General features: G+C 32.0%; 23 protein-coding genes and 1 tRNA gene. 21 read left to right on the top strand and 3 right to left on the bottom strand.

Translation table 11 applies throughout. The features are described 5' to 3' along the window. Nucleotides 1-147: 147 nt before the first annotated feature. The 4 genes from BLV37_RS13610 (at nt 148) to BLV37_RS13595 (ending at nt 3,190) form a co-directional block, all read left to right on the top strand. A tRNA-Val gene (locus tag BLV37_RS13610) sits at nt 148-223 on the top strand. An 81-nt stretch (nt 224-304) separates the two neighbouring features. Continuing rightward, nucleotides 305-1,669: an RsmF rRNA methyltransferase first C-terminal domain-containing protein gene (locus BLV37_RS13605; RefSeq protein ID WP_091732665.1), complete on the top strand. Its 1,365-nt coding sequence runs from the start codon at nt 305-307 to the stop codon at nt 1,667-1,669. Between the two features lie 28 nt (nt 1,670-1,697). Then, nucleotides 1,698-2,426: a pseudouridine synthase gene (locus BLV37_RS13600; RefSeq protein ID WP_091732662.1), complete on the top strand. Its 729-nt coding sequence runs from the start codon at nt 1,698-1,700 to the stop codon at nt 2,424-2,426. Between the two features lie 212 nt (nt 2,427-2,638). Continuing rightward, nucleotides 2,639-3,190, top strand: coding sequence for a DUF6648 family protein (locus tag BLV37_RS13595; RefSeq protein WP_091732660.1), 552 nt, complete (start codon nt 2,639-2,641; stop codon nt 3,188-3,190). Between the two features lie 41 nt (nt 3,191-3,231). Here BLV37_RS13595 and BLV37_RS13590 read toward each other — a convergent pair whose 3' ends face one another. Beyond that, nucleotides 3,232-3,780 (bottom strand): MltG/YceG/YrrL family protein, encoded by a 549-nt coding sequence (locus BLV37_RS13590; protein ID WP_091732657.1) that lies wholly within the window; start codon nt 3,778-3,780, stop codon nt 3,232-3,234. Between the two features lie 176 nt (nt 3,781-3,956). Here BLV37_RS13590 and BLV37_RS13585 point away from each other — a divergent pair, with 176 nt between their 5' ends. The 6 genes from BLV37_RS13585 to BLV37_RS13560 all read left to right on the top strand — a co-directional run bounded on the left by BLV37_RS13585 (nt 3,957) and on the right by BLV37_RS13560 (nt 9,241). Further along, entirely contained in the window at nt 3,957-4,931 is a 975-nt protein-coding gene (locus tag BLV37_RS13585) for an RluA family pseudouridine synthase (RefSeq protein WP_091732655.1), read from the top strand. 51 nt (nt 4,932-4,982) lie between these two features. Beyond that, complete coding sequence (locus BLV37_RS13580; protein WP_342026655.1) at nt 4,983-5,405, top strand: CBS domain-containing protein; 423 nt, start codon at nt 4,983-4,985, stop codon at nt 5,403-5,405. Between the two features lie 120 nt (nt 5,406-5,525). Beyond that, nucleotides 5,526-7,178 carry a nucleoside kinase gene (locus tag BLV37_RS13575; protein WP_244270550.1) on the top strand — a complete coding sequence of 551 codons (1,653 nt, stop codon included), beginning with the start codon at nt 5,526-5,528 and terminating at the stop codon, nt 7,176-7,178. A 19-nt stretch (nt 7,179-7,197) separates the two neighbouring features. Continuing rightward, on the top strand, nt 7,198-8,115 hold the full coding sequence (glsA, locus tag BLV37_RS13570; protein ID WP_091732652.1) for a glutaminase A: 918 nt from the start codon (nt 7,198-7,200) through the stop codon (nt 8,113-8,115). Nucleotides 8,116-8,182: 67 nt separating this feature from the next. Beyond that, nucleotides 8,183-8,668, top strand: a complete 486-nt coding sequence (locus BLV37_RS13565; RefSeq protein ID WP_091732649.1) for an NUDIX domain-containing protein — start codon at nt 8,183-8,185, stop codon at nt 8,666-8,668. Nucleotides 8,669-8,686: 18 nt separating this feature from the next. Continuing rightward, the gene (locus BLV37_RS13560; RefSeq protein WP_091732646.1) at nt 8,687-9,241 is read left to right on the top strand and encodes a GerMN domain-containing protein; all 555 of its coding nucleotides are present in this window, start codon (nt 8,687-8,689) and stop codon (nt 9,239-9,241) included. 25 nt (nt 9,242-9,266) lie between these two features. On the opposite strand, the gene rodA is transcribed toward BLV37_RS13560, so the two are convergent. Together rodA and BLV37_RS13550 are read right to left on the bottom strand one after the other, a co-directional pair. Then, complete coding sequence (gene rodA, locus BLV37_RS13555; protein ID WP_091732644.1) at nt 9,267-10,379, bottom strand: rod shape-determining protein RodA; 1,113 nt, start codon at nt 10,377-10,379, stop codon at nt 9,267-9,269. Between the two features lie 55 nt (nt 10,380-10,434). After that, nucleotides 10,435-11,847 carry an aminotransferase class V-fold PLP-dependent enzyme gene (locus BLV37_RS13550; RefSeq protein ID WP_425287127.1) on the bottom strand — a complete coding sequence of 471 codons (1,413 nt, stop codon included), beginning with the start codon at nt 11,845-11,847 and terminating at the stop codon, nt 10,435-10,437. Between the two features lie 159 nt (nt 11,848-12,006). Here BLV37_RS13550 and BLV37_RS13545 point away from each other — a divergent pair, with 159 nt between their 5' ends. The 11 genes from BLV37_RS13545 (at nt 12,007) to BLV37_RS13495 (ending at nt 22,662) form a co-directional block, all read left to right on the top strand. Next, a complete protein-coding gene (locus BLV37_RS13545; RefSeq protein WP_091732640.1) occupies nt 12,007-12,831 on the top strand; it encodes a deoxyribonuclease IV in 825 nt (274 codons plus the stop codon). Nucleotides 12,832-12,998: 167 nt separating this feature from the next. Next, nucleotides 12,999-13,559, top strand: coding sequence for a signal peptidase I (lepB, locus tag BLV37_RS13540; protein WP_091732637.1), 561 nt, complete (start codon nt 12,999-13,001; stop codon nt 13,557-13,559). A 17-nt stretch (nt 13,560-13,576) separates the two neighbouring features. Further along, the gene (gene queG / locus BLV37_RS13535; protein ID WP_091732634.1) at nt 13,577-14,695 is read left to right on the top strand and encodes a tRNA epoxyqueuosine(34) reductase QueG; all 1,119 of its coding nucleotides are present in this window, start codon (nt 13,577-13,579) and stop codon (nt 14,693-14,695) included. A gap of 152 nt (nt 14,696-14,847) precedes the next feature. Further along, entirely contained in the window at nt 14,848-16,038 is a 1,191-nt protein-coding gene (locus tag BLV37_RS13530) for a glycine C-acetyltransferase (protein WP_091732631.1), read from the top strand. A 155-nt stretch (nt 16,039-16,193) separates the two neighbouring features. Beyond that, nucleotides 16,194-17,003, top strand: a complete 810-nt coding sequence (locus tag BLV37_RS13525; protein WP_091732629.1) for a nitroreductase family protein — start codon at nt 16,194-16,196, stop codon at nt 17,001-17,003. Nucleotides 17,004-17,124: 121 nt separating this feature from the next. After that, entirely contained in the window at nt 17,125-17,406 is a 282-nt protein-coding gene (locus BLV37_RS13520) for a DUF503 domain-containing protein (RefSeq protein WP_091732626.1), read from the top strand. A gap of 16 nt (nt 17,407-17,422) precedes the next feature. Further along, the gene (gene nth, locus BLV37_RS13515) at nt 17,423-18,073 is read left to right on the top strand and encodes an endonuclease III (RefSeq protein WP_091732623.1); all 651 of its coding nucleotides are present in this window, start codon (nt 17,423-17,425) and stop codon (nt 18,071-18,073) included. A 75-nt stretch (nt 18,074-18,148) separates the two neighbouring features. After that, the gene (locus BLV37_RS13510) at nt 18,149-20,131 is read left to right on the top strand and encodes a cell division protein FtsA (protein ID WP_091732621.1); all 1,983 of its coding nucleotides are present in this window, start codon (nt 18,149-18,151) and stop codon (nt 20,129-20,131) included. 48 nt (nt 20,132-20,179) lie between these two features. Further along, the gene (locus tag BLV37_RS13505) at nt 20,180-20,857 is read left to right on the top strand and encodes a DUF2225 domain-containing protein (protein WP_091732618.1); all 678 of its coding nucleotides are present in this window, start codon (nt 20,180-20,182) and stop codon (nt 20,855-20,857) included. Beyond that, the gene (locus tag BLV37_RS13500; protein WP_091732616.1) at nt 20,847-21,395 is read left to right on the top strand and encodes a methylated-DNA--[protein]-cysteine S-methyltransferase; all 549 of its coding nucleotides are present in this window, start codon (nt 20,847-20,849) and stop codon (nt 21,393-21,395) included. Before BLV37_RS13505 ends, BLV37_RS13500 begins: the two co-directional genes overlap by 11 nt. An 85-nt stretch (nt 21,396-21,480) precedes the next feature. After that, nucleotides 21,481-22,662 carry a lipase family alpha/beta hydrolase gene (locus BLV37_RS13495; RefSeq protein WP_091732610.1) on the top strand — a complete coding sequence of 394 codons (1,182 nt, stop codon included), beginning with the start codon at nt 21,481-21,483 and terminating at the stop codon, nt 22,660-22,662. The last annotated feature ends 77 nt before the right edge of the window (nt 22,663-22,739 follow it).

Genomic DNA, 22,739 nt, shown 5'->3' with positions numbered 1-22,739 from the left:
TAAAGTTAAGAGCTTTGAAATGAGATAATTACAGGCTACATCAAACAAGGGGAAAGTATAATTATTATTTTCCTACAAATTATTGACACGATCATTTTTGATAAAATAGTTGAAAAATAATAAGAAAGCCTGTATTATAGTTTATACGGGGAGTTAACTCAGCTGGTAGAGTATCACCTTGACATGGTGGAAGTCGTAGGTTCGAGTCCTATACTCCCCACCAAAATTAAAGCTTTAAAAACACATCAGGCACTCCATGGCGGGTGCCTTTGTTGTCTTAATACATAAAAAGAGGTGAAGGTAAGTGGAACTACCTAAAGAATTCAAGGAAAAAATGGAAAAGCTTTTAGGTGAAGAATATGATAAATTCATATCTACATATGATGATAATCATCTTAAAGGCATTAGAATAAATACACTTAAGATTTTAGTACAGGATTATTTAAACATCTCACCCTTTGAACTCAAGCCTATACCCTGGATAAAGGAAGGATTCTATTATATAGATAAGGATGAGCAGGATAGACCTGGTAAACATCCTCACTATCATTGTGGATTATATTATATACAAGAACCAAGTGCCATGATACCTGTTCAAGCGTTAGATATACAGCCTGGCGAAAGGATTTTAGATATTAGCGCTGCTCCTGGTGGCAAATCAACCCAAATAGGGGCAAAGCTAAAGGGTGAAGGAGTTTTAGTTGCAAATGATATAAGTCCAAAAAGAACAAAGGCATTAGTAAAAAATATTGAAATATTTGGCATAAAAAATTCTATAGTAACTAATGAACAGCCAATGAAGCTTGCAGCAAAATTCCAAGGATATTTTGATAAAATATTAGTAGATGCACCATGCTCGGGAGAAGGAATGTTTAGAAGAGACACAAAGGCCACTAAGAGTTGGAGTGAGTTTTCAGTTGAACAATGCTGTAATATGCAAAGAGATATTTTACAGTGGATTCCCCAATTGTTAAAACCAGGAGGAACTTTAGTCTATTCTACCTGCACTTTTTCCCCAGAAGAAAACGAAGGTACTATAGACTGGTTTTTAAAAGAATTTCCCCAGTTCCAAATGGAATCTATAAAAGAGTTAGAAGGATTAGATGAAGGAAAACCTGAATGGATAGGGGCTAGCTCTGAAATCTCAAAAGCTAGAAGAGCTTGGCCACACAAAATAAATGGAGAGGGCCATTTTGTAGCAATGCTTAGGAAAAATAATCATCCTATAGAGACTGCTCTTCAGCCCTTCAAAATTAATGATAAAGACTTAGATGATTTTTATAAATTTGCTGATGAGAACTTAAAAGTAGAGTTTAAAAATAGATTACACAGAATAGGCAATAGATTATATTCAATACCAGATGATGTGCCTGATTTAACAGGTATAAATGTTGTGAATTTAGGTCTGTATTTAGGAGAACTTTTAAAAAATAGATTTGAGCCAAGTCAAGCATTAGCAATGGCACTTAAAAAAGAAGATGTTGTAAACTATATAGATATTTCCAGCGAAAGTATAGATGCTATAAAGTATCTTAAGGGGGAGACTCTTTTACTAAATGAAGAAAAAGGCTGGAAGTTAGTATGTATAGATGGATTCCCTGCAGGTTGGGGCAAGCAGATTGAAGGCAGCTTGAAGAACTACTATAGAAGTGAGTGGAGAATGTTGTAGACCCAAGTAATGATAGAGAGGTGGTCATATGAGCAAAAGCGAAAGACTAGACAAGATCCTTGCAAATTTAGGCTATGGAAGTAGAAAAGATATTAAGGGCTTAGCAAGAGCTGGTATTGTTAAAGTGAATGGAGAAACAATTAGAGACAGCTCAATTAAAATAAATCCCTATACTTCAAAAATAGAGATTGATGATGAAATTGTGGAATATAGGGAATTCATATATTTAATGATGAACAAGCCGAAAGGTTATATATCTTCTACTGATGATTTTAGAGACAAAACTGTTATTGATTTAATTTCTGACGAATACAAGGTATTTAATCCTTTTCCTGTAGGAAGATTAGATAAGGATACAGAAGGGCTTATGATACTTTCTAATGATGGACAATTATCCCATCGTGTCTTAACACCTAAAAACCGTATAGAAAAATTATATTATGCAGAGATAGAAGGTACCGTAACAGAAGAAGATAAGCTTTCATTCCAAGAAGGTATAGTATTAGATGATGGATATAAAACATTACCCTCTAAGCTAGATATTTTAACTGTAGGACATATTTCAAAGGTTTATGTCACTATAGAGGAAGGAAAGTTCCATCAAATAAAAAGAATGTTTTTGGCCTTAGGGAAAAGAGTAGCTTACTTAAAAAGAATAGCCATTGGTGGTTTGAAACTAGACGAAAGCTTGGAACTTGGTGAATACAGAGAGCTAACTCAAGAAGAAATAATACTTTTAGAGAAAAAAGGTCTTTAATCAGATTGTTGAAAAACCTTAATGTACATACATAAAAAGAACTTTCCTACAATGAGTTTTAAAAATATTCGATTTTGTGCAAGTCGCTTATGCAGTAGCTCAACAAAAGTTTCCTTAATTTTAATTTAACTATAGAAGCTTTTGTTATAGCAGATTTTATTTATTGTGATATAATATTATAAGTGAATACAAGATTAGATAGGGTGTTATTATTGAAACAATTTAGAAAAGAGAGTATTTTTGACAGATTTTTCAAGCACAGAGACTCTTTGATAATCCAATATAAAAATGGAGATATATCAAAACGTGAATTTTTAGAAGCAAATTTTGATTTTGTGCAAAGGATAAAGCTAAAGCCTTTTTCAAAGGTAGATAGCTATGAAAAAGGAATTTACAACTATCAATATTACAATGCAATAGCAAAATATTATAATATGCTTTCTGCAGATATAAAGGATGATTTTAATTTTGCAAGACAATACAAATCCTGTAGATATAAGGCAAACTATTATTATAATGAGAAGGATAAAGCTACCTTACAGCTATTAAGATTTTTAGAATTTGAAAATATAGAAGCCTATTTTATTAAAGTTGAGTCTGAATATTTAAATGGGAAGCTATATGAAATTGTACTTAAGGATTATGAATATGCAATATTTCATTCAAAAAGCAAATGGCTATTAAAAATTTTAAAGGAAGAGGGAATATTTAAAGAAGTTAAGAAGACTTCTTTAATAGATGAATATATTAATGAAAAGTATTAAAAAAAGATAGGGTTGATTAAGAATCAATCCTATCTTTTTATCTATCTTGCCAAAAGCTTTATTAGCTCTTCTAAACCAATACCTTTCTTAATTTGAAATTCCCCAGACTTAAGTCTTGTATCTAGCTTAAGCTCTTGAGATTTTATTAGAAAATCCATTTTATTGTCTATAAGTCCTTTTTCAAGTAAAATATTTGCAATAGTAGGTGGTAGTGTGCCACTAGGTATTTTAACTGTTATTATTTCATCACTAACAGTAGGACTATCTTCATTTGAAGGCTCTTCTCTGTCAGTACTATCAGGCTCGGACTCATGATTCTCTTCAATGTCTTTGTTATTATCTTCATTTGCAGCCTGGCTAGGATCTTGTTCAGAATCTAAGCTATCATTATCTCCATTCTTATTATCTGAAGCAATAGGAGTTACATTGGTAGGTTCACTATCTAAAGTGGCCTTGTCCATATCCTTTGCAAATAATATATCAAGCCTCCAACCAATGATAGCAGCAACACCTACAATTATTACTAGTATTAAAACATAATCTATAGCATCATATAAAAAGTCTTTTACTTTTTCCATAAAATTTGTCATTTATGTATACCCCCACAGTTTAGTACTAATTCAATAATAACATACATTGTCTATGGTTTTCAACAATCTTAAATGCCAATATTTGATAATCTTAGTACATATTTTTAAGCAAACAGTTTTATTCTTAAGTATTCTTGGATATAATGGAATTACTTATTAATAGAGAGGTGTTTGTAGTGAAGGAAATTTTAATAGATAGAAATGAGCATAATCAAAGAATAGACAGGTTTCTAAAAAAATATTTACCTGATGCTTCCCTAAGCTTTATATACAAAATGTTAAGAAAAAAAAATATTAAGTTAAATGGAAGTAAAGCAAAGCCAGAAGATATTATCAAAGAAAATGACACAATACAACTATATCTTTCAGATGAAACCATAAATAAATTTATGGCAAGGCCTAAAGAGATAATTAAGGCCAAAGATATTAACATTATCTATGAGGATGATAACATAGTACTAATAAACAAACCTAAAGGGATATTATCACATGGTACAGGAAAGAACTATGAAAATAATGTTGTCGATAGCTTAATTAGCTATCTTTATGAGAAAAAAGAATATAATCCAAGGCTAGAAAAGACCTTTACTCCATCAATATGTAATAGACTTGATAGAAATACTAGTGGAATTATAATTGGGGCAAAGAATTTTACTGCACTACAACTAATCAATGAAGCAATACGAGATGGACAAATAAAGAGATATTATAAATGCATAGTAAAGGGAAATATAGAAAAGGGAAAAGAATTGAAAGGATTTTTAACAAAGGATGAGGAAAAAAACGAAGTGCAAATAACCCAGAGAATGGTTGAAGGCTCTAAGGAAATACATACTATAGTTAATCCTATAATTACTAATGGTCAATATAGCCTTATAGAGATAGACCTAATAACTGGAAGAACTCATCAAATTAGAGCTCATTTATCATCCATAGGGCATCCAATAGTTGGTGATATAAAGTATGGAAGCAAACAAATAAATGAAAAATTTAAAAGGGAATTTAATTTAAGGAGTCAATTTCTTTATGCATATAAAGTAGAATTTAAAGGGTTAAAGGATTCCTTAGAATATCTTAATGGAAAAGGATTTGTTGTACAAGGGGATGAAGAACTTATAAATATAGAAAAAAATTTGTTTAATAAGCTTTAAAATTACATATCCTAAATATGAATAATATTTAGGAGGTAGAAGGCTTTGAAAGTGAAAGAAATAATGACTACAAGAGTACAAACAGTAAGCGAGAGCTGCACAATGAAAGAAGCAGCAGAGCATATGAAAAGCTTAGATGTAGGCTCTCTTCCAGTTTGTAATAATTCCAATAAGCTTGTAGGTGTAGTTACTGATAGAGACATGGTTATCAGAGGTCTTACCTCGGAAATTAACAGTAGTACTCCTGTAAGGCAAGTGATGTCAAGTAATCCTGTTTTCGTGTCTCCTGACACAGGAGTTCATGAGGCTGCAAGGCTTATGGCTAAACATCAAATTCGTAGACTGCCAGTTGTAGAAAACAATGAAATTGTGGGTATAGTCTCCATTGGAGATTTAGCTGTAAGAGATATTTATGTAAATGAAGCTGGGGATGCATTATCCAGTATTTCAGAATCAAACAACTCAATGATGTAACATAGAATAAGTCCCTGGAAAGCAGGGACTTATTCTATGTTTTACTTGAAGATAAGCATATATTTGATATAGAATATATATTAGAAGGTAAAACAAATAAGAAAGGGGTCTTGTGTAATTATGGATAAGATTAATGTAACTATACAGGGATATGGAGCTTTAACTGTAAATAAAGATATTATGCTAAAGGATTTAATACAAATGGTTGCCAAGGACGATTGGCAAAAATATTTAGGTGCAGAAATAAATAATGAAGTTAAGCATTTAGAATATACAATATCTAAAGATTGTAATATTAGATTATTAGATATAACGGATAAGGATGGGCATAGGATATATGTAAGAACCCTATGTTTTATTTATATAAAAGCATGTAAAGATGTATTTAACAATGGTAATGTGACTATCGAGCATTCTTTAAGCAAAGGAATATATTCAGAGATACATAAGGCTGGCGGACTTACTCCAGATGATATAATCAAGATAAAGAAAAGAATGCAGGAAATAATTGATGAAGATATTGAGATTAAAAGGGAAGAGATAGAAACAGAAAAAGCAAAAGAAATTTTTAAGAATCAAAATATGCTAGATAAGGTTAGACTCTTCAATCATGTGACAAAGGATACTAGCCACATCTATAGCATAGAAGGTTATTACGATTCATATTATGGATTTTTAGCTCCGTCTACAGGATATATTAAAACGTTTGAATTAACATACTATCATCCAGGAGTAGTTATTCAATACCCTACAAAGGAAAGCTTCTTTAAAATACCAGAATTTGTTGAACACGAAAAGCTATTTAAAATATTCAGAGAATCTGAAAAATGGGGAGATATTTTAGATGTAGGATATGTAGGTGCCTTAAATGATAAAATAAAAGATGGCTCTATAGAAGAAATAATAAGGATATCAGAAGCACTACATGAGAAAAAAATAGCCTATATAGCAGATACCATATGTGCAAATGAGGATATTAGAATTATACTTATAGCTGGTCCTTCCTCATCAGGGAAAACAACCTTTGCAGAAAGACTATCTATTCAACTTAAAGCAAATGGTAAGCGACCTATATCCATTTCTACTGATGATTATTTTGTTAATAGGGAAGATACACCGTTAGATGAAAACGGAGAATATGATTTTGAATCAATTGAAGCTGTAGATTTAAAATTATTTAACAGTGATTTAGCAAAGCTATTGTCTGGAGAAGAAGTAGAAATTCCAACCTTTAATTTTGTACTAGGCAAGAGGGAATACAATGGTAAGAAAATTAAAATAGATAATGAACATCCAATTATAATCGAAGGAATACATGGTTTAAATAAAAAACTTACTGCATCAGTACCTCAAAGGAGTAAATTCAAAATTTATATAAGTGCACTTACTCAACTAAATCTTGATGCCCATAACCGAATCCAAACTACAGATACAAGACTAATAAGAAGAATGGTTAGAGACAATAAATATCGTGGAAATAGTGCGGAAACCACACTGGAAAGATGGGATTCCGTGAGAAGAGGAGAGGAAAGGAACATTTTCCCGTTTCAAGAGGAAGCAGATGTTATGTTTAATTCATCTTTAGTATATGATTTAGCTGTATTAAAAAAATATGCAGTACCTTTATTAGCGGAAATAGATAAAAGCAGTGTACATTATAAAGAATGCAAAAGGCTATTAAGCTTTTTAAGCTATTTTACAGATATTAATAATGAAGAATCAATCCCTTGTACTTCTATAATTAGGGAGTTTATAGGGGGAAGCTGTTTCTAAAAAAAGGTGGGTGAAAACATTGGATAGTTTGTTGAATAGAATTATTGAGAAAAACAAATGTTTAACCAACAAAGGCAAAGTAGCTAGTTATATTCCAGCATTAGAAAGAGTTAATCCAAATTATTTGGGTGCCTGTATAGCTGATATGAATGGGAATTTATATACAGCAGGAGATTATAATCGAAAATTTACTTTGCAAAGCATATCAAAAACAGTTTCTCTTATGCTGGCTATAATGGACAATGGTACTGAGGAAGTATTTAGCAAAGTAGGTATGGAGCCTACAGGTGATGCTTTTAACTCAATTATTAGGCTTGAAACTATTTCGCCTTCAAAGCCTTTAAATCCAATGATAAATGCTGGAGCAATTGCAGTAGATTCAATGATAAAGGGAAAAAATTCAGAAGAAAAATTTAATAGACTCCTAAAGCTTTTCAGAAAAATATGCTCTAATGAATATTTAAACATAAATGAAGAAGTTTATCTATCTGAAAAACAAACTGGAAATAGAAACAGAGCCTTAGCATACTTTATGAAAGATGTTGGGATTATTAGTGGAGATGTAGAAGATATATTAGATATATATTTCAAGCAATGCTCAATCGAAGTCGACTGCATTGATATTGCAAGAATAGGACTATTCCTAGCTAACAACGGAGTTATTTTAGATACGGGAGAGAGAGTAGTAGAAGAAAAGATAGCAAAGACTATTAAAACCTTTATGGTTACATGTGGGATGTACAATGCTTCTGGAGAATTTGCAATCAATGTAGGGGTGCCTGCAAAAAGTGGTGTTGGCGGGGGTATTATGGCAGCAGTACCTCTTAGAATGGGGGTAGGAGTTTTTAGTCCAGCATTAGATGACAAAGGCAATTCTTTAGCAGGCTATGGTGTGCTAAAAGATTTATCTAGAGAGTTAGACTTAAGCTTTTTCTAAGCTAAATGTACCATTAAATATATATCACTCATAATATATCATATAACAGTATTGAGTAGGTGATAAGATGAGTGAAAGCATTAGCGTTGATGGTGTTAATGAGAGCATTGAGATTAAGCTTGGAGATGGACCTTCTTTAGAGATAAAAGATACTCATGAATGTGTTGTGTTTATATTTTATAACAGCAATATAGTTATGGTATTTAATTCTAAAAAAAAGCTATGGGAGTTTCCAACAGGATTTAAAAAACAAAATGAAACTATCCTAGATTGTGCTATAAGAGAGTCCTTTGAGAAAACGGGTGCTATCGTGGATAATATTTTCCCAATAGGTTACTATACAATAAGTAAAGAAGATATTATACATAAAACATCAATTTACATTGGGAATGTTAGCACATTTGAAACTAGACCTGAATGGTGTGAAGCTGAGTTAGTTAAATTGTTTGACGAACTTCCCTATGATACAGCAGCAAACCAAATATATGAGGTTGTATTAAATTATATAAATTCTGAATATAGGCATACTCTTTTAGTAAATAATAATATATAAAACTGAAAGGAGACACATATGAAAAGAAAATTCTCAATAATATTACTTAGCCTTATTTTGATCATATCAATGTCAGCCTGTAGCAGGCTACCGGGTAAGGATACCCCAGATATTGTTCCTAATGATGGAGAAAACGGAGCACAAGATAACATTAAAGCAGAAAAAAGCTTAACATTATACTACTCAGATGCAGATGCAATGAATTTAGTAAAGAAAGACGTGATGGTTGACATACAAGATAAAACTATTGAGGAAGCAATAATAGATAAGCTTAAAGAGGAAACTGATGATGAAAGGATTTACCCTGTAATACCCATGGATATTACAATAATTAATGTGAGAACTGAAGAAGGCACTGCTTGTGTAGATATATCAAGCGAAAATCTATACGGAGGCTCATCACAGGAGCAGTTTATTATAGCTGGCATAGTAATGTCTCTTACTGAATTAGAAAATATAGGGAAAGTACAGTTTTTAGTAGATGGAAACAAGGTAGAAACGTTGATGGGGCATATTTCAATTGATGAGCCTTTTACTAGGGACAATATAGGAATACCAGTAGTTGAATATTAAAATAATCAAGGGATGCTGAGACAAATTAAGCATCCCTTGAAAAACTTAGGCCTTCTTTTTTCATACCTGCACTTAAAGCTAAGCCTATACAAATCATATTCGATAAAAGGAAGGTACCACCATTGCTTATGAAAGGTAGTGGTATGCCTGTAACAGGCATTAGCCCCATAGTCATACCAATGTTTTCAAATATGTGGAATATCATCATTGCAGATATTCCTGTAACCATAACGGAGCCAAATATATCCTTTGAAGTTTTAGCGATTCTGATTAATCTATACATCATTATAAGGTAAAGGATAATCAAAGCTAGTCCACCAATTAACCCAAGCTCTTCGCCGATAACAGAAAATATAAAGTCTGTGTGTTTTTCTGGTAAAAAGCCAAATTGAGTTTGATTCCCATTATATAAGCCCATTCCAAAAACTTGTCCAGAGCCAATGGCTATTTTAGACTGAATAACCTGATAGCCAGTCCCCATGGCATCACGAGTTGGATCTAAAAAGTCAAATATCCTATCTTTCTGATAGCCCTGTAAAGAGAACCATAGTATAGGAAGACTTATTAAACCAGCTATAGAGGAATATAATATATATTTCCAATCTAAACCTGCTACAAAAAGCATTACCACAATAAAGAACACGAAAACCATTGCAGTTCCAAAATCAGGCTGCAGTAGAATTAAGCCAACAGGAACGAAAGCAAAAAATAAGATTTTAATTAATGTAAAAGGCTTATTAATAGTCTCATGGTTTTTATCAATAAACTTAGCTACAGAAATGATTATACCTATTTTCACAAATTCAGATGGCTGAAATCCAAAAGAACCTAATCTAATCCAGCTCTGTGCCCCTTTGTCTTTTGTACCTAAAAATAGTACAGCTAGTAGCAATACATTTGAAACAAAATATATAAATATATATAGTTTGCCAAAGGTTTCATAATTTATCAGCATTATAATTAGAATACAAACTAATCCTAGCACAAATGCTACACCCTGCGTTTTTAAATAACTCATATTTCCTTGACTTGCCGTGGCACTAGAAAGCACAACCAATCCTAAAATGCCTAATATTATTACTGTGAATAAAAGAATGAAGTCAAATCTTCTCCAAAGTCCCTTTCGTTTGTTGGACATTCTAAACCCTCTCTCTAACTAAACTAATAAAATTATAGCATATTAATTATCTAAATCATAATGTAAACTCTGTATATATATCTTTAGGGAAAGCTTTAGGTACATACTCTCCTTTAGATTCTAGATATTTGTATTCCTTAGATAAACTATCTATATTTTCAACAATGTATTTTAGTACATCTATAAATATATTTATTTCTTCAATTGTATTATACATTCCGAAGCTAACTCTTACAAGACCAGGTATATCTTTTAATTTTCCAAATATTAAATCCTGTTGAATACGTGAAATATCTCTAGGAGATAAATTTAAAAGCCTATGCACATAGGGGTGGGCACAAAAGCAGCCATTTCTTACTCCAATACCACCTTCATGAGCAAGAAGGGAGGCCAAAAAGGAATGTGAGATATGCTTTACATTAAAAGATATTACTCCTGCCATATGAGGTATTAAGGCTTTATTTGTGTTTGAATATATTTCAATCTGTGGGATAAGTGATAGCTTATCTAGAAAATATTCAGTTAGCTTAATCTCATGCTCTATGATTTTATCCATTCCTATTTCTTTTATAACATTTATAGCTGTTGCTAATGCAATAGCTCCAACCACATTAGGTGTTCCCGACTCTTCTTTTTCAGGAGGAGCTGTGTAGAATACATTATGCTCTGAAACGCTTATAACAGTTCCACCACCCGTATATTCAGGTTCTCCATTTTGGAATACTGCCTTAGGTCCTACAAGGACTCCAGTACCAAAAGGAGCATAAATTTTATGTGCAGAAATAGCCAAAAAGTCTATATAATCATCTCCGTTATATCCCTTCATGTTTATATTTCTATGAGGTGCAAGCTGTGCAGCATCTACAAATATTCTGGCACCATATCTATGGCTTAAAGCAGCAATGCTATGAATATCATTAATATAACCAGTTACGTTAGAGCAGCCTGTTATAGCCACAAGCTTTACTTTGTTATTATAGCTTTGGAGTTTATTCTCCAGATCCTTTATATCTAGACTGCCATCCTTAAGTAGATTTATGTGGACAGTTTTACACTTGCTTCTCCAAGGCAGGTCATTTGAATGGTGCTCCATTAATGAGACAATTGCTATATCCTCCTTATTTAATCCAAGTCTATAAGAAAGCTTATTTACTGCCTCTGTAGTATTTTTAACATAAATTACTGTGTTTTTCTCCATATCTAGATTTAAAAAATCTCCTATTATTTTTCTAGAATCTTCATATGCAGCTGTTGATATTATTGACTTATAGCCTGTTCCTCTATGTATACTTGAATACCATCCAAGGAACTCATTTACTTTCTCTAAAACAGGCAGTAAAACAGGAGTACTTGCAGCATTATCAAAAAAAATATATCTTGATTTTTGACCATTTCTAAGGACAGCTTTCTTATCAATACCTACAATATATTTTCTTATATTATCTATAGAAAGCTTATTTTTAAATATCATACATGTCCTCCTAACATAAAATAAAGTCTACAGTATCAAAATATGTTAAGAACTAAACAAATGACACAATAAACAAGTCCTTTGTTATTAAACATGCAATAAGGGTATAATGATGTTTAACACTAGTTTAAAAACATAATATTTAGGAGTGATAATGTGTATCTAGGAAGTCATATATCTATAGCACAGGGATTTACAAAGGCAGGAGAAATAGCCTTAAGTATAAGTGCTAATACATTTCAATTTTTCACCAGAAACCCAAGGGGAGGAAATGCGAAAGAACTTGACATTGACGATATTGATGGTCTAAAAAGAATATTAGAAGAAAATAAATTTGGGCCACTTTTAGCTCACGCGCCATATACGTTGAATATGGCATCACATAAAGAAGATACTTGGAATTTTGCTAAAATGGCTTTTCAAGACGATTTGAAAAGACTTGAAATTATTCCATGCTCATTATATAATTTCCACCCAGGAAGCCATACGGGTAAAGGTGTAGAGTATGGAATAGATAGAATAGCAGGTGTACTAAATGAAATAATCACTGGAAAAGAAAGCACAACAATATTGCTAGAAGGCATGTCGGGAAAAGGAACTGAAATAGGAAGCACCTTTGAAGAATTAAGGGATATTATCCAGAAGGTAAAGCATTCAGAGCTAATGGGAATTTGCCTTGACACATGTCATTTACACTCTGCTGGTTATGATATAGTCAACAATCTAGACGGTGTTCTAGAAGAATTTGATAAAATAGTAGGAATAGATAGATTAAAGGCAATACATTTGAATGATAATATGAATGAGTATAATAGCAAAAAAGACAGACATGCAGGAATAGGAGAAGGCTCAATTGGGCTTGAAGCTCTTATAAATATAATAAGACACCCTCAGTTAAAAGACATACCATTTTTCCTGGAAACTCCATATGAGCCTGAAGGACATAAAAAAGAAATAGAAATTATTAGAAGCATGGTTTAAAACGGCTAGTATGCCGTTTTTTTGATCATTTTTTTCCTTGTCTACGAATAATATTTAAAAAGATTCGAGTATAGATATTATAAAAGCTATAAAAACAATAAAAATAGCAATAATACTATCTATATAGTGTTTTTAATATTATTTTTCTTAGATAAGGAGTGTTAAGAATGAGTAGAGGCTTTATTTATAGTATAATAAAAATATGCAAACTATTTATTATAGTACTTTCCTTATCCTTGCTCATAGAAAGCTACATATTAGGTCTTACTGTAGTAAATGGAGAATCTATGATGAATACTATAAAGAATAATGATAGAATATTGGTAGATAAGATTTCATATTTATTTGAAAAGCCTACAAGGGGAGATGTAGTAATATTTAATCCTCCTATTGCGGGAAGAGAAAGAGAGCTTTTTATAAAAAGAATTATTGCAGTCCCTGGAGATTATTTTCAGATTATAAATAATAATCTATATTTAAATGGTACACTAATCAGCGAAAATTATATAAATAGTAACAACTCATATAGGAAAGAGTACAAATTGCTAGAGGGAGAAGTACCTAAAGGATATGTATATGTACTAGGGGATAACAGAGACAATAGTAATGACAGTAGAGTTTTTGGTCTAGTACCTATTAAAAACATTAAAGGCAAGGCATTGACAAAAATATGGCCTTTAGGAGGCATTAAAAGCCTAGCTGTACATTTAGATGATAATTTTAATTAGCGAGGGGAAAAAAGCAAATGGATTTAAAGGAGTATATAGCTCATAAATCAAAGATTGTAGGAATAGATATTATAGGCTTTACAAAACCAAAAAAGATGGACAATTTGATAGGCTTCTTAGAAAAGAGGAAAGAAAAAGAATATAACACAGAGTTTGAAGAAAGCAATATTTTATCTAGGACCAACCCTTTAGCTTTAATGCCAGAAAGTAGGACAATCATAGCCATAGGAGTCTCCTACAATATAGAATATAAAAGTGTGCCTCATGAGAGTGGAAAAGGGACAGGTTTATTGTCTAAATCTTCTTGGGGTGAGGATTATCATAAAGTATTAAAAAATAAAATGGAAGACCTAGTAAAGGAAATTAAGAAGGAAATAGATTTTAAATATATTATTTGTGTAGATACTTCTTCATTAATAGATAGGGAGATTAGTAAAAGTGCAGGAATAGGCTGGTATGGCAAAAACTGCTCTATAATCAATGATGATTATGGCTCATTTATTTTTTTAGGATATATATTGACAGACCTAGACTTAGAAGAGAACGAAAGGATAGAAGAAAAATGTGGCAATTGCAGGCTATGCATAGATGCTTGTCCTACACAGGCAATAGAAGAAGGATATATTATAAATGCTAAAAGATGTATTTCATATATGACACAGACTAAGAAGAAAATTCCTTATGACTTAAGAGAAAAAATAGGTATGAAGATATATGGTTGTGATACCTGTCAGCTTGTTTGCCCTAAAAATGATAAAGTGATTAAGGGAAGCTCTAAGGAATTTGTACCCCAATTAACTAAGGGCATTATTCCAGTTGAAGAAATAATCACTATTTCAAACAAGGATTTTAAAGAGAAATATGGAAGTATGTCAGGAGCCTGGAGAGGTAAAAACATTTTAAAGAGAAATGCAATAATTGCACTAGGTAATATTAGAGATAAAAGCTCTATAAAATTATTAAAAACAGCATTACATGATGAAAGCCCTATGATAAGAGAATATGCAGCATGGTCGTTAATCAGGATTGACAAGGAAGAGGGAGTTAAATTAATAAGAGAACGACTCTTTAAGGAAAATGATATTGAAGCCTTTGAAGAGATGAGAAGATTAATCCATCTATTTGGACATGATTGATAAAAAATACTTGTTAAAAAAAAGACTTAAATAGAGGATATTTAATATTTATGTAGTATTTTTTATAACGAATAGGAAAGTACTATTTTGAAATTGTAGGTATGAATTTTAATGATAATTTTAAAGTCAAAAAACTAGGAGGAATGTAAGAAATGAGTAATATCCATGATTTAGTATTTTTGAAAGAGAAGATTCAAGAATTAAAGGACCAAGGAGTTTACAGAAAGCTTCCTGTACTAGAAGGAGCAAATGATGCAGAAGTAATTTTAAATGGAAAGCAAGTTATTAATCTTTCATCAAACAATTATCTCGGCTTTGCAAATCATCCTAGACTTAAAAAGGCTTCAATAGAAGCTATAGAAAAATATGGAGCAGGGGCTGGAGCAGTTAGAACAATTATTGGCAATATGACTATACATGAAGAACTAGAAGAGCTTCTGGCTAAATTCAAAAGAGAAGAGGCGGCAATGGTCTTCCAATCAGGCTTCAATTGTAATGCTGGTGCAATACAGGCTATTACAGAAAAAGGAGATATCATTATTTCAGATGAATTAAATCATGCAAGCATTATAGATGGTGCGAGATTAAGTAGAGCAGACAAGGCAGTCTATAAGCATGCAGATATGGATAGCTTAGAGCAAGTTCTTAAAGAAAGCAGAGACAAATACAGAAACATACTGATAATAACTGATGGTGTATTCAGCATGGATGGAGATATAGCAAAGCTTCCAGAAATTGTTGAGTTAGCTGAAAAATATGAGGCTATGACTTATGTTGACGATGCACATGGTTCAGGTGTTTTAGGTGAAAGTGGTAGAGGAACAGTTGACCACTTTGGACTTCATGGTCGAATAGACTTTACAATTGGAACTCTTTCAAAAGCCATAGGCGTAGTAGGAGGCTATGTTGCAGGTAGTAAAACTATGCAGGAGTGGTTAAATCATAGAGGAAGACCAATATTATTTAGCACGGCTTTACCACCAGCATCTGTAGGAGCTATTATTGAAGCTATTAGAATGTTAATGGAAACAACCGAATACACTGATAGGCTTTGGAAAAACGCAAAGCATTTTAAACAAAAGCTTGGAGCCTTAGGATTTAATACGGGACATAGTGAAACACCAATAACTCCAGTAATAATTGGGGATGAAGCAAAAACTATGGAGTTCAGTAGAAGGTTATTTGATAATGGAGTATTTGTTTCAGGTATTGTTTTCCCAACTGTACCTAAGGGAACAGGAAGATTAAGATGTATGGTTACAGCAGGTCACACAGAAGAACAATTAGATAGAGCTGTTGCAGTATTTGAAAAGGTTGGCAAGGAAATGAATATACTTAAATAATAAAAGATGCAGGGAAGCCTGCATCTTTATAATAGTATTTTGATTTAAGCTATTGATAAATGGATATCTATAAACTAAAATTAATGTACAGTAAAAATATCAGAACTCATTGTATATACATATAAAAATAAATTATTTTTTAGGGGGATTATATAATGAATTACATAAAAACAATAGAGTCTATTAGAACTATTAGGGATTTTAAAAAAGAAGATGTTCCACAAGGATTAATCCATGAATTAATTTCTAGTTCAAAAGAAAATATATTAACAGGAAGCATAAACGATATAGTTATTACATTCATAAATAATGGGAAAAAGTTTTATAAAGACTTTGCAGGCAAAGTAGGTTATTTTGGTAAACTTATAGAAGCTCCACATTATATCCTTCTGTCATCAAAAGTATTTGAAGGATATATAGAAAATAGCTCATACATTATGGAGAACCTACGCTTAAAAGCTTGGAATGCTGGACTTGGAACTTGTTGGTTAAGCATTGAAAATGAACAGGAGCTTAGAGAAAGCTTAGGAATAGACCAAGAATTCACAGCGATAGGATTATTAGCTATAGGCTACCAATATAAAGGAATATTTAAAGAGGATACTTCTCCTAAAAGCACTAGACTTGGAGTAGAAGAGTTAATATTCCAAAACCAATGGGGAAAAGCTTTAACGGGAGATGTTCTAGAAGAAAGAGGTTTATTAAATATTTTTTACTATGCTAGATTTGCACCTTCTTGGGGGAACAAACAGCCTTGGAGATTTATACTAGATGAAGATAGGGTAATATTAACCGTCGAAGATAAAAGTATATCAAAACAACTAGATACAGGTATAGCAATGCTATATTTTGAAAAGGCAGCTCATGAAGAAGGGATAGGAGGCAAATGGGTGTTGGGCGATATAGATCCAGCTAAATATAACATACCTAAAGAATTCAAGGCTGTAGCATATTTTAAAATCTAAATAATATAAAAAAAATCATCCCTATAACTTAATACAAAAGTTATAGGGCTTTTTTAAAAATATAAGTGATAGAATATATTATAATATACTATAGACACTATTAGCATAATGAGGTGAGATAATGATAGTTGGTGTATGCTCTGTAGAACTTATGATATATGAATCAAATTCATTAAAAGATAAAAGACATGTAATAAAGAGTATAATTGGAAGGATACAGTCTAGATTTAATGTTTCTATTGCAGAAGTAGATTTAAACCAGAAGTGGAGAAATGCACAAATTGGATTTGCCTGTGTTACAAATGACTCAATACACGCAAATCAGATAATATTAAATGTATTAAAATTTATTGAGGGAGATGGAAGGGTAGAGATAGTAAACCAACAAATAGAGATACTTTAGAAGGGAGTAAAATACATTGAAAAATATTCTAAATAATAACCATATTAAAGAAGTGCTTAAAATCCTAGAAGATACTTATCCTGATGCTGCTTGCGAGCTAGTTCATTCTAGCCCTTTTGAACTACTAATAGCAACCATACTTTCAGCACAATCTACAGATAAAAGAGTAAACATAGTCACAAACCACCTGTTTCAAGAGTTTAATACTCCAGGAGACTTTTTAAGGCTTACGGAGGATGAACTAGCAGAGAAGATAAGGACTATTGGCTTTTATAGGGCTAAGAGCAAAAATATCCTAAAAACCTGTAAAATTCTTGTGGAGGAATACAATTCTAAGGTTCCTTCTAGTAGAGAGGAGCTAGTTAAGCTGCCAGGGGTAGGCAGGAAAACTGCTAATGTTGTCATTAGCAATGCCTTTGGACAAAATGCCATAGCTGTAGACACTCATGTATTTAGAGTTGCAAATAGAATCGGATTAGCAGATAGCCAGGATGTCAATGGCACTGAAGAGGATTTAATGAACAATATAAATGAGGAGTTCTGGACTAAGGCACATCATCTTTTAATATTTCATGGTAGACGTGTATGTAAGGCACGAAAGCCTATGTGCGGTGAATGTCCTTTAGTAGAATTCTGCTTATATTATAAGCAGAATTTTGGAAAATAAAAAGGGAAAATCATATATTATGGAGAATAGCATATTTATTGCAAATATATTATATAAAAGGTGGAGTCATAACCTATGGATATAATGAGTAAAAACGGAAAAATATTTTCTTTAGACATTGGTACAAGAACAATCATTGGTGTAGTAGGAGAATTACAGGATAATAGCTTTAAAATTTTAGCAAGCGAAAAAATAGAACATGAAAAGAGAAATATGTATGATGGGCAAATCCATGATATAGACAGTGTAGTTAAAATAGTAACAAAAACTAAGGAGCTACTAGAGCAAAAGCTTAATACTAAGCTAGACAAAGTTGCTATTGCTGCTGCTGGAAGGGCATTGAAGACTCACAGGTCTAGTTTGGAAAGAGAAATAGACTTTAGCATAGAAATAGATGAAAGATTAGTTGAAAGTCTAGAAATGGAAGCTATACAAATAGCACAAAGCTCATTAGACAAAAGCACTTTAAAGGAAGAACAAAAATATTATTGTGTAGGCTATACTGTTATAAATTATTACCTAGATGGTAATTTTATGGAGAAGCTAGAAGGGCATAAAGGAAATAGAATAGGAGTAGATGTACTGGCAACCTTTCTACCATATACAGTAGTAGACAGCTTGTACACGGTTATGAACAGAGTAGGTCTAGAGGTGGTAAATTTAACTCTTGAGCCTATTGCTGCAATGAATATAGCAGTAAAGAAGAGCCTAAGACTACTAAACATAGCATTAGTTGATATAGGAGCTGGGACTTCTGATATTGCCATATCTAAGGATGGCACTATTGTGGCTTATGCTATGGCCTCTGTAGCTGGAGATGAAATAACAGAAGAGATAGCCAGAACCTATTTGTTAGACTTTGATGCAGCTGAAAAATTGAAAATCGGCTTAAACTCTAAGGATGTCCATAAATTTATAGATATTGTAGGTGTAGAGCACCAGATTAAAACAGAGACTATATTAGATGCAATAAACCCTTCAATAAAAACAATTGCAAGAGAGATAGGGAATAAAATTTTAGAGTTTAATGAGAAGGCACCAAGTGCAGTGTTCTTAGTTGGTGGTGGCAGTCAAATACCTAGGCTTAATGAATATATTGGAGAAGTTTTAGGGTTACAAAAAGAAAGGGTAGTAGTTAGAGATGCAAGCATTATTGAAAATGTATTAGATATTCCTGAGGAGCTACATGGTCCTGATGCAATTACACCTATAGGAATAGGATATTTTGCAATTAACAATATGTACAAAGATTTTACGGAAGTAAATGTAAATGGTCAGAAAATAAAATTGTTTAATACAAAGAACTTAAAAGTTTCAGATGCTCTTGCATTTGCAGGCTTTAATCCAAGAAAGCTTATACCCAAAAGGGGAGAAGGTATAATTTATTATTTAAATGGAGAACAGAAAAAAGTGTTTGGAGAAGTAGGAGAGCCAGCGAAGATCTATGTAAATGAAAAACTAGCTAATCTTGAGACGGGCCTTAAAAACGGAGACAGTGTTAGAGTTATTGAAGCCAGCAAAGGCAGAGAAGCACAGATAAATGTATTAGATTGTATAAATATGAGTAAAAGAGTAATCGTTAATAATAAATATATTAAGTTAGTACTAGAAGTAAGGATAAATAAAGAGCTGATTTCTGATAATATTCTGATAAATAACGGAGATATAATAGAAACAAAAGAAATAAGGCATCTAAGTCAGCTTTTAAGCTACATGGATATTAATAAGGATGAACATATAGTATATAAAGATGGGAAAATCATAAACAATGATTATGCACTAAAAGAAGACGATATATTGGTAGTAAAGGCTTCAAGAAATGGAGAAACAAAGGAAGAAGAATCTCATCAAAAAAGCATAAGATTAACAATAAATGGAGAGGAAACAGAAATACTCCATGATAGGACAAGTTTTATCTTTGTGGATATTTTTGATTATATAGAAATAAACCTAACTAAGCCCCAGGGAGAATTGATTCTAAATGTAAATGGAATAAAGGCTGAGTTTACACAGGAATTGAAGGATGGAGATAAAATAGAAGTATATTGGAAGAAATAGAATTGTTGTATTTCCACCTATGATTAAAAGTAAGAAAGGAGATATTTTATGGAAGTCGATGCACTATATGATAAAAAGGTGAAGTGTCCCATATGCAGTAAGGAATTCATTACGAAAAAAATGAGAACATCTAGAATCAGAATAGATAGAGTAGATGGGGATTTTATGAACTATTATAAAAGTGAGAATCCTACAAAATATCACGTTTTTGTTTGCCCTAAATGTGGATATGCTGCCATGGAAAGCAATTTTAATAATATAAGGCCTTTTGAAAAGGAAATAATCAAAGAAAATGTTTCTTCAAAGTGGAGAGAGAGAGAGTATTCTGGAGTAAGAACAGATGAAGAAGCAATACAATGCTATATGCTAGCATTCTATTGTGGACAGCTATTAAATTTAAAAAAGCTTGATTTAGGAAATATAGCGCTTAAAATTGCTTGGTTATATAGAGGAAAAAATGAAGAAGAAGAAAGAAGATTTATTCAAAATGCACTAGAGCTATTTGAACAGGCTTTTTACACGGAAAATCTTTCAGACACATCTATGGACGAAATAAATATAGGTTATTTGATAGGAGAGCTATATAGAAGATTAGGAAACAAGAAAGAAGCAGTTTTATGGTTTGGAAAAACAGTATCAAACCCACTCATTAAGACTAATCCAAGAATAGAAAAAATGACAAGGGAACAATGGCTTTTAGCAAAGGAGAATGAAAATGGAGAATGAAGGAAGGATTTACTACCAGAGCTTTAATACATACCTAGGAGACATATGGATAGGATTCACAAGCAAAGGATTAGCTAGATTAGATTTTTCTATAAACAAGGAACAATTCGAAAAAGAGCTTACAAAAAATTATAGGCAGATAAAAGAATATACTGGAAAGAATAGTGATTATGTGGATGGAATAAAAATGTATTTAGAAAAACAAATAAAGAGCTTTGACTTTCCTTTAGACCTAAAGGGTACTGAATTTCAAAGAAAAGTATGGCAGGAGCTGTTAAAGATACCTTATGGAGAGGTAAAATCCTATAAGGATATTGCTCTTGCAATTGGAAGTAATAAGGGCTTTAGGGCAGTAGGAATGGCTAACAATAGAAATCCTGTAGCCATAGTAGTACCATGTCATAGGGTCATTGGAGCTAATGGTGAGCTAGTGGGCTATGGCGGTGGAATAGAAACTAAGATAAAGCTGTTAAAGCTTGAAGGACTAAATATTTCTGAAAGGGATAGTAATGGAAGGAAATTATATTTTGTTGTCTAAAATATAGTATACATTAACTTTGTTAGTATACATAAGATAATATCCCACATATTATATTATAAAATATTTATAAGGTGGGATACAGATGTATTTTTATATTAAAAATAGAGAAAATAAACTACCCATAGTTCTTATACCTGGACTTTTTGGTTCCTTAGGTGATGATATTATTTTAGGAACAGGGGATTTAAATTTTGGAATGGCAGAACCCTTATACAGACCACTTATTAATAACTTAGAGGAGCTTGGCTACAAAGAGGGAGAAAACTTGTTCATTGCTTTTTATGATTGGAGAAAAGGCTGTGAATATAATACTGAAAAGTACTTAATACCTAAAATAGAAGAAGCTAAAAGCATTACTAATTCCAGTATGGTAGATATTATAGGACATAGTTTAGGTGGGATAGTGGCTAGGGATTATATCCAAGGCTCACTATATAAAGATGATGTTAGAAATTTAATAATGATGGGAACACCTAATGCTGGAGCAGTAAATGCATATTATTTCTGGAGCGGAGGACAGGTTCCTTATGACAAGCTAGAAAAAAACCTTCTTTATCAGCTAATTAAGATAGGTTTTTTTTGGATATACAGATTTTTACATGGGCAAATCAGTGATTTGAATATTCTAAGAAACATATTTCCGGTAGTACAAGAGCTCCTTCCGAGCTTTGAATATGGAGATTATTTATTTGTTGACGATAATAGTGGGTTCAAAAAGCCCGTTAATATTAAGAATATGGATGCTTTAAACTCCTTGTTAAGTAATATGAATAAGAATATCCACTTAATATATAATAAGGGCATAAAACTATATCATGTAATAGGCACTGGATTTGAAACGACAGATATAATCTGTGTAAGCCATAATGAGAGTGAAAGTGAAAAATGGAAAGATGGAAAACCTCTATATTCTATATCTATGCCCTATGGAGATGGGACTATAACTATAAGCAGTGCTGAATCAATATATAGTAAAAATTATTATCTAAAAGAGAATCACGGCGATATTTTAAAGAAATCTAAGGATATATTAGCTTCAATCCTTAAATGCCCTACCATTCAGACGAGAGATAAAGAGCAAAAAAACGAGACAAGATATTTTTATAGTATAATCCTAAAAAACATATCTGAAACAGAAATTGTTTTTTCAAGAAATGAAAAAAGATTAAATATTATGAAGGCTTCCAATACAGACGGATATATTACAAGAGAAATGGGTGAAAATCTATATTGGATTATGATAAATACCGGATTGACCCCTTAATATTGGACAAAAACTCACGAATACTTTCTTTTTCTTAGTTCCTTATATTTTAATGCTTTTTCGCTTTTTTTATTATA

The sequence above is a fragment of the Proteiniborus ethanoligenes genome (assembly GCF_900107485.1).
In the GTDB taxonomy this organism is placed as follows: Bacteria; Bacillota; Clostridia; order Tissierellales; family Proteiniboraceae; genus Proteiniborus; species Proteiniborus ethanoligenes.
This window is presented reverse-complemented; position numbering and strand designations above follow the sequence as displayed.

Excerpts from the sequence above, each read along its gene's own strand:
- BLV37_RS13600 (WP_091732662.1), top strand. The coding sequence starts at position 1,698 with ATGAGCAAAAGCGAAAGACTAGACAAGATCCTTGCAAATTTAGGCTAT.
- BLV37_RS13590 (WP_091732657.1), bottom strand. The coding sequence starts at position 3,780 with ATGACAAATTTTATGGAAAAAGTAAAAGACTTTTTATATGATGCTATA.
- BLV37_RS13575 (WP_244270550.1), top strand. The coding sequence starts at position 5,526 with ATGGATAAGATTAATGTAACTATACAGGGATATGGAGCTTTAACTGTA.
- BLV37_RS13565 (WP_091732649.1), top strand. The coding sequence starts at position 8,183 with ATGAGTGAAAGCATTAGCGTTGATGGTGTTAATGAGAGCATTGAGATT.
- BLV37_RS13560 (WP_091732646.1), top strand. The coding sequence starts at position 8,687 with ATGAAAAGAAAATTCTCAATAATATTACTTAGCCTTATTTTGATCATA.
- rodA (WP_091732644.1), bottom strand. The coding sequence starts at position 10,379 with ATGTCCAACAAACGAAAGGGACTTTGGAGAAGATTTGACTTCATTCTT.
- lepB (WP_091732637.1), top strand. The coding sequence starts at position 12,999 with ATGAGTAGAGGCTTTATTTATAGTATAATAAAAATATGCAAACTATTT.
- queG (WP_091732634.1), top strand. The coding sequence starts at position 13,577 with ATGGATTTAAAGGAGTATATAGCTCATAAATCAAAGATTGTAGGAATA.
- BLV37_RS13530 (WP_091732631.1), top strand. The coding sequence starts at position 14,848 with ATGAGTAATATCCATGATTTAGTATTTTTGAAAGAGAAGATTCAAGAA.
- BLV37_RS13525 (WP_091732629.1), top strand. The coding sequence starts at position 16,194 with ATGAATTACATAAAAACAATAGAGTCTATTAGAACTATTAGGGATTTT.
- BLV37_RS13520 (WP_091732626.1), top strand. The coding sequence starts at position 17,125 with ATGATAGTTGGTGTATGCTCTGTAGAACTTATGATATATGAATCAAAT.
- BLV37_RS13510 (WP_091732621.1), top strand. The coding sequence starts at position 18,149 with ATGGATATAATGAGTAAAAACGGAAAAATATTTTCTTTAGACATTGGT.
- BLV37_RS13505 (WP_091732618.1), top strand. The coding sequence starts at position 20,180 with ATGGAAGTCGATGCACTATATGATAAAAAGGTGAAGTGTCCCATATGC.
- BLV37_RS13500 (WP_091732616.1), top strand. The coding sequence starts at position 20,847 with ATGGAGAATGAAGGAAGGATTTACTACCAGAGCTTTAATACATACCTA.
- BLV37_RS13495 (WP_091732610.1), top strand. The coding sequence starts at position 21,481 with ATGTATTTTTATATTAAAAATAGAGAAAATAAACTACCCATAGTTCTT.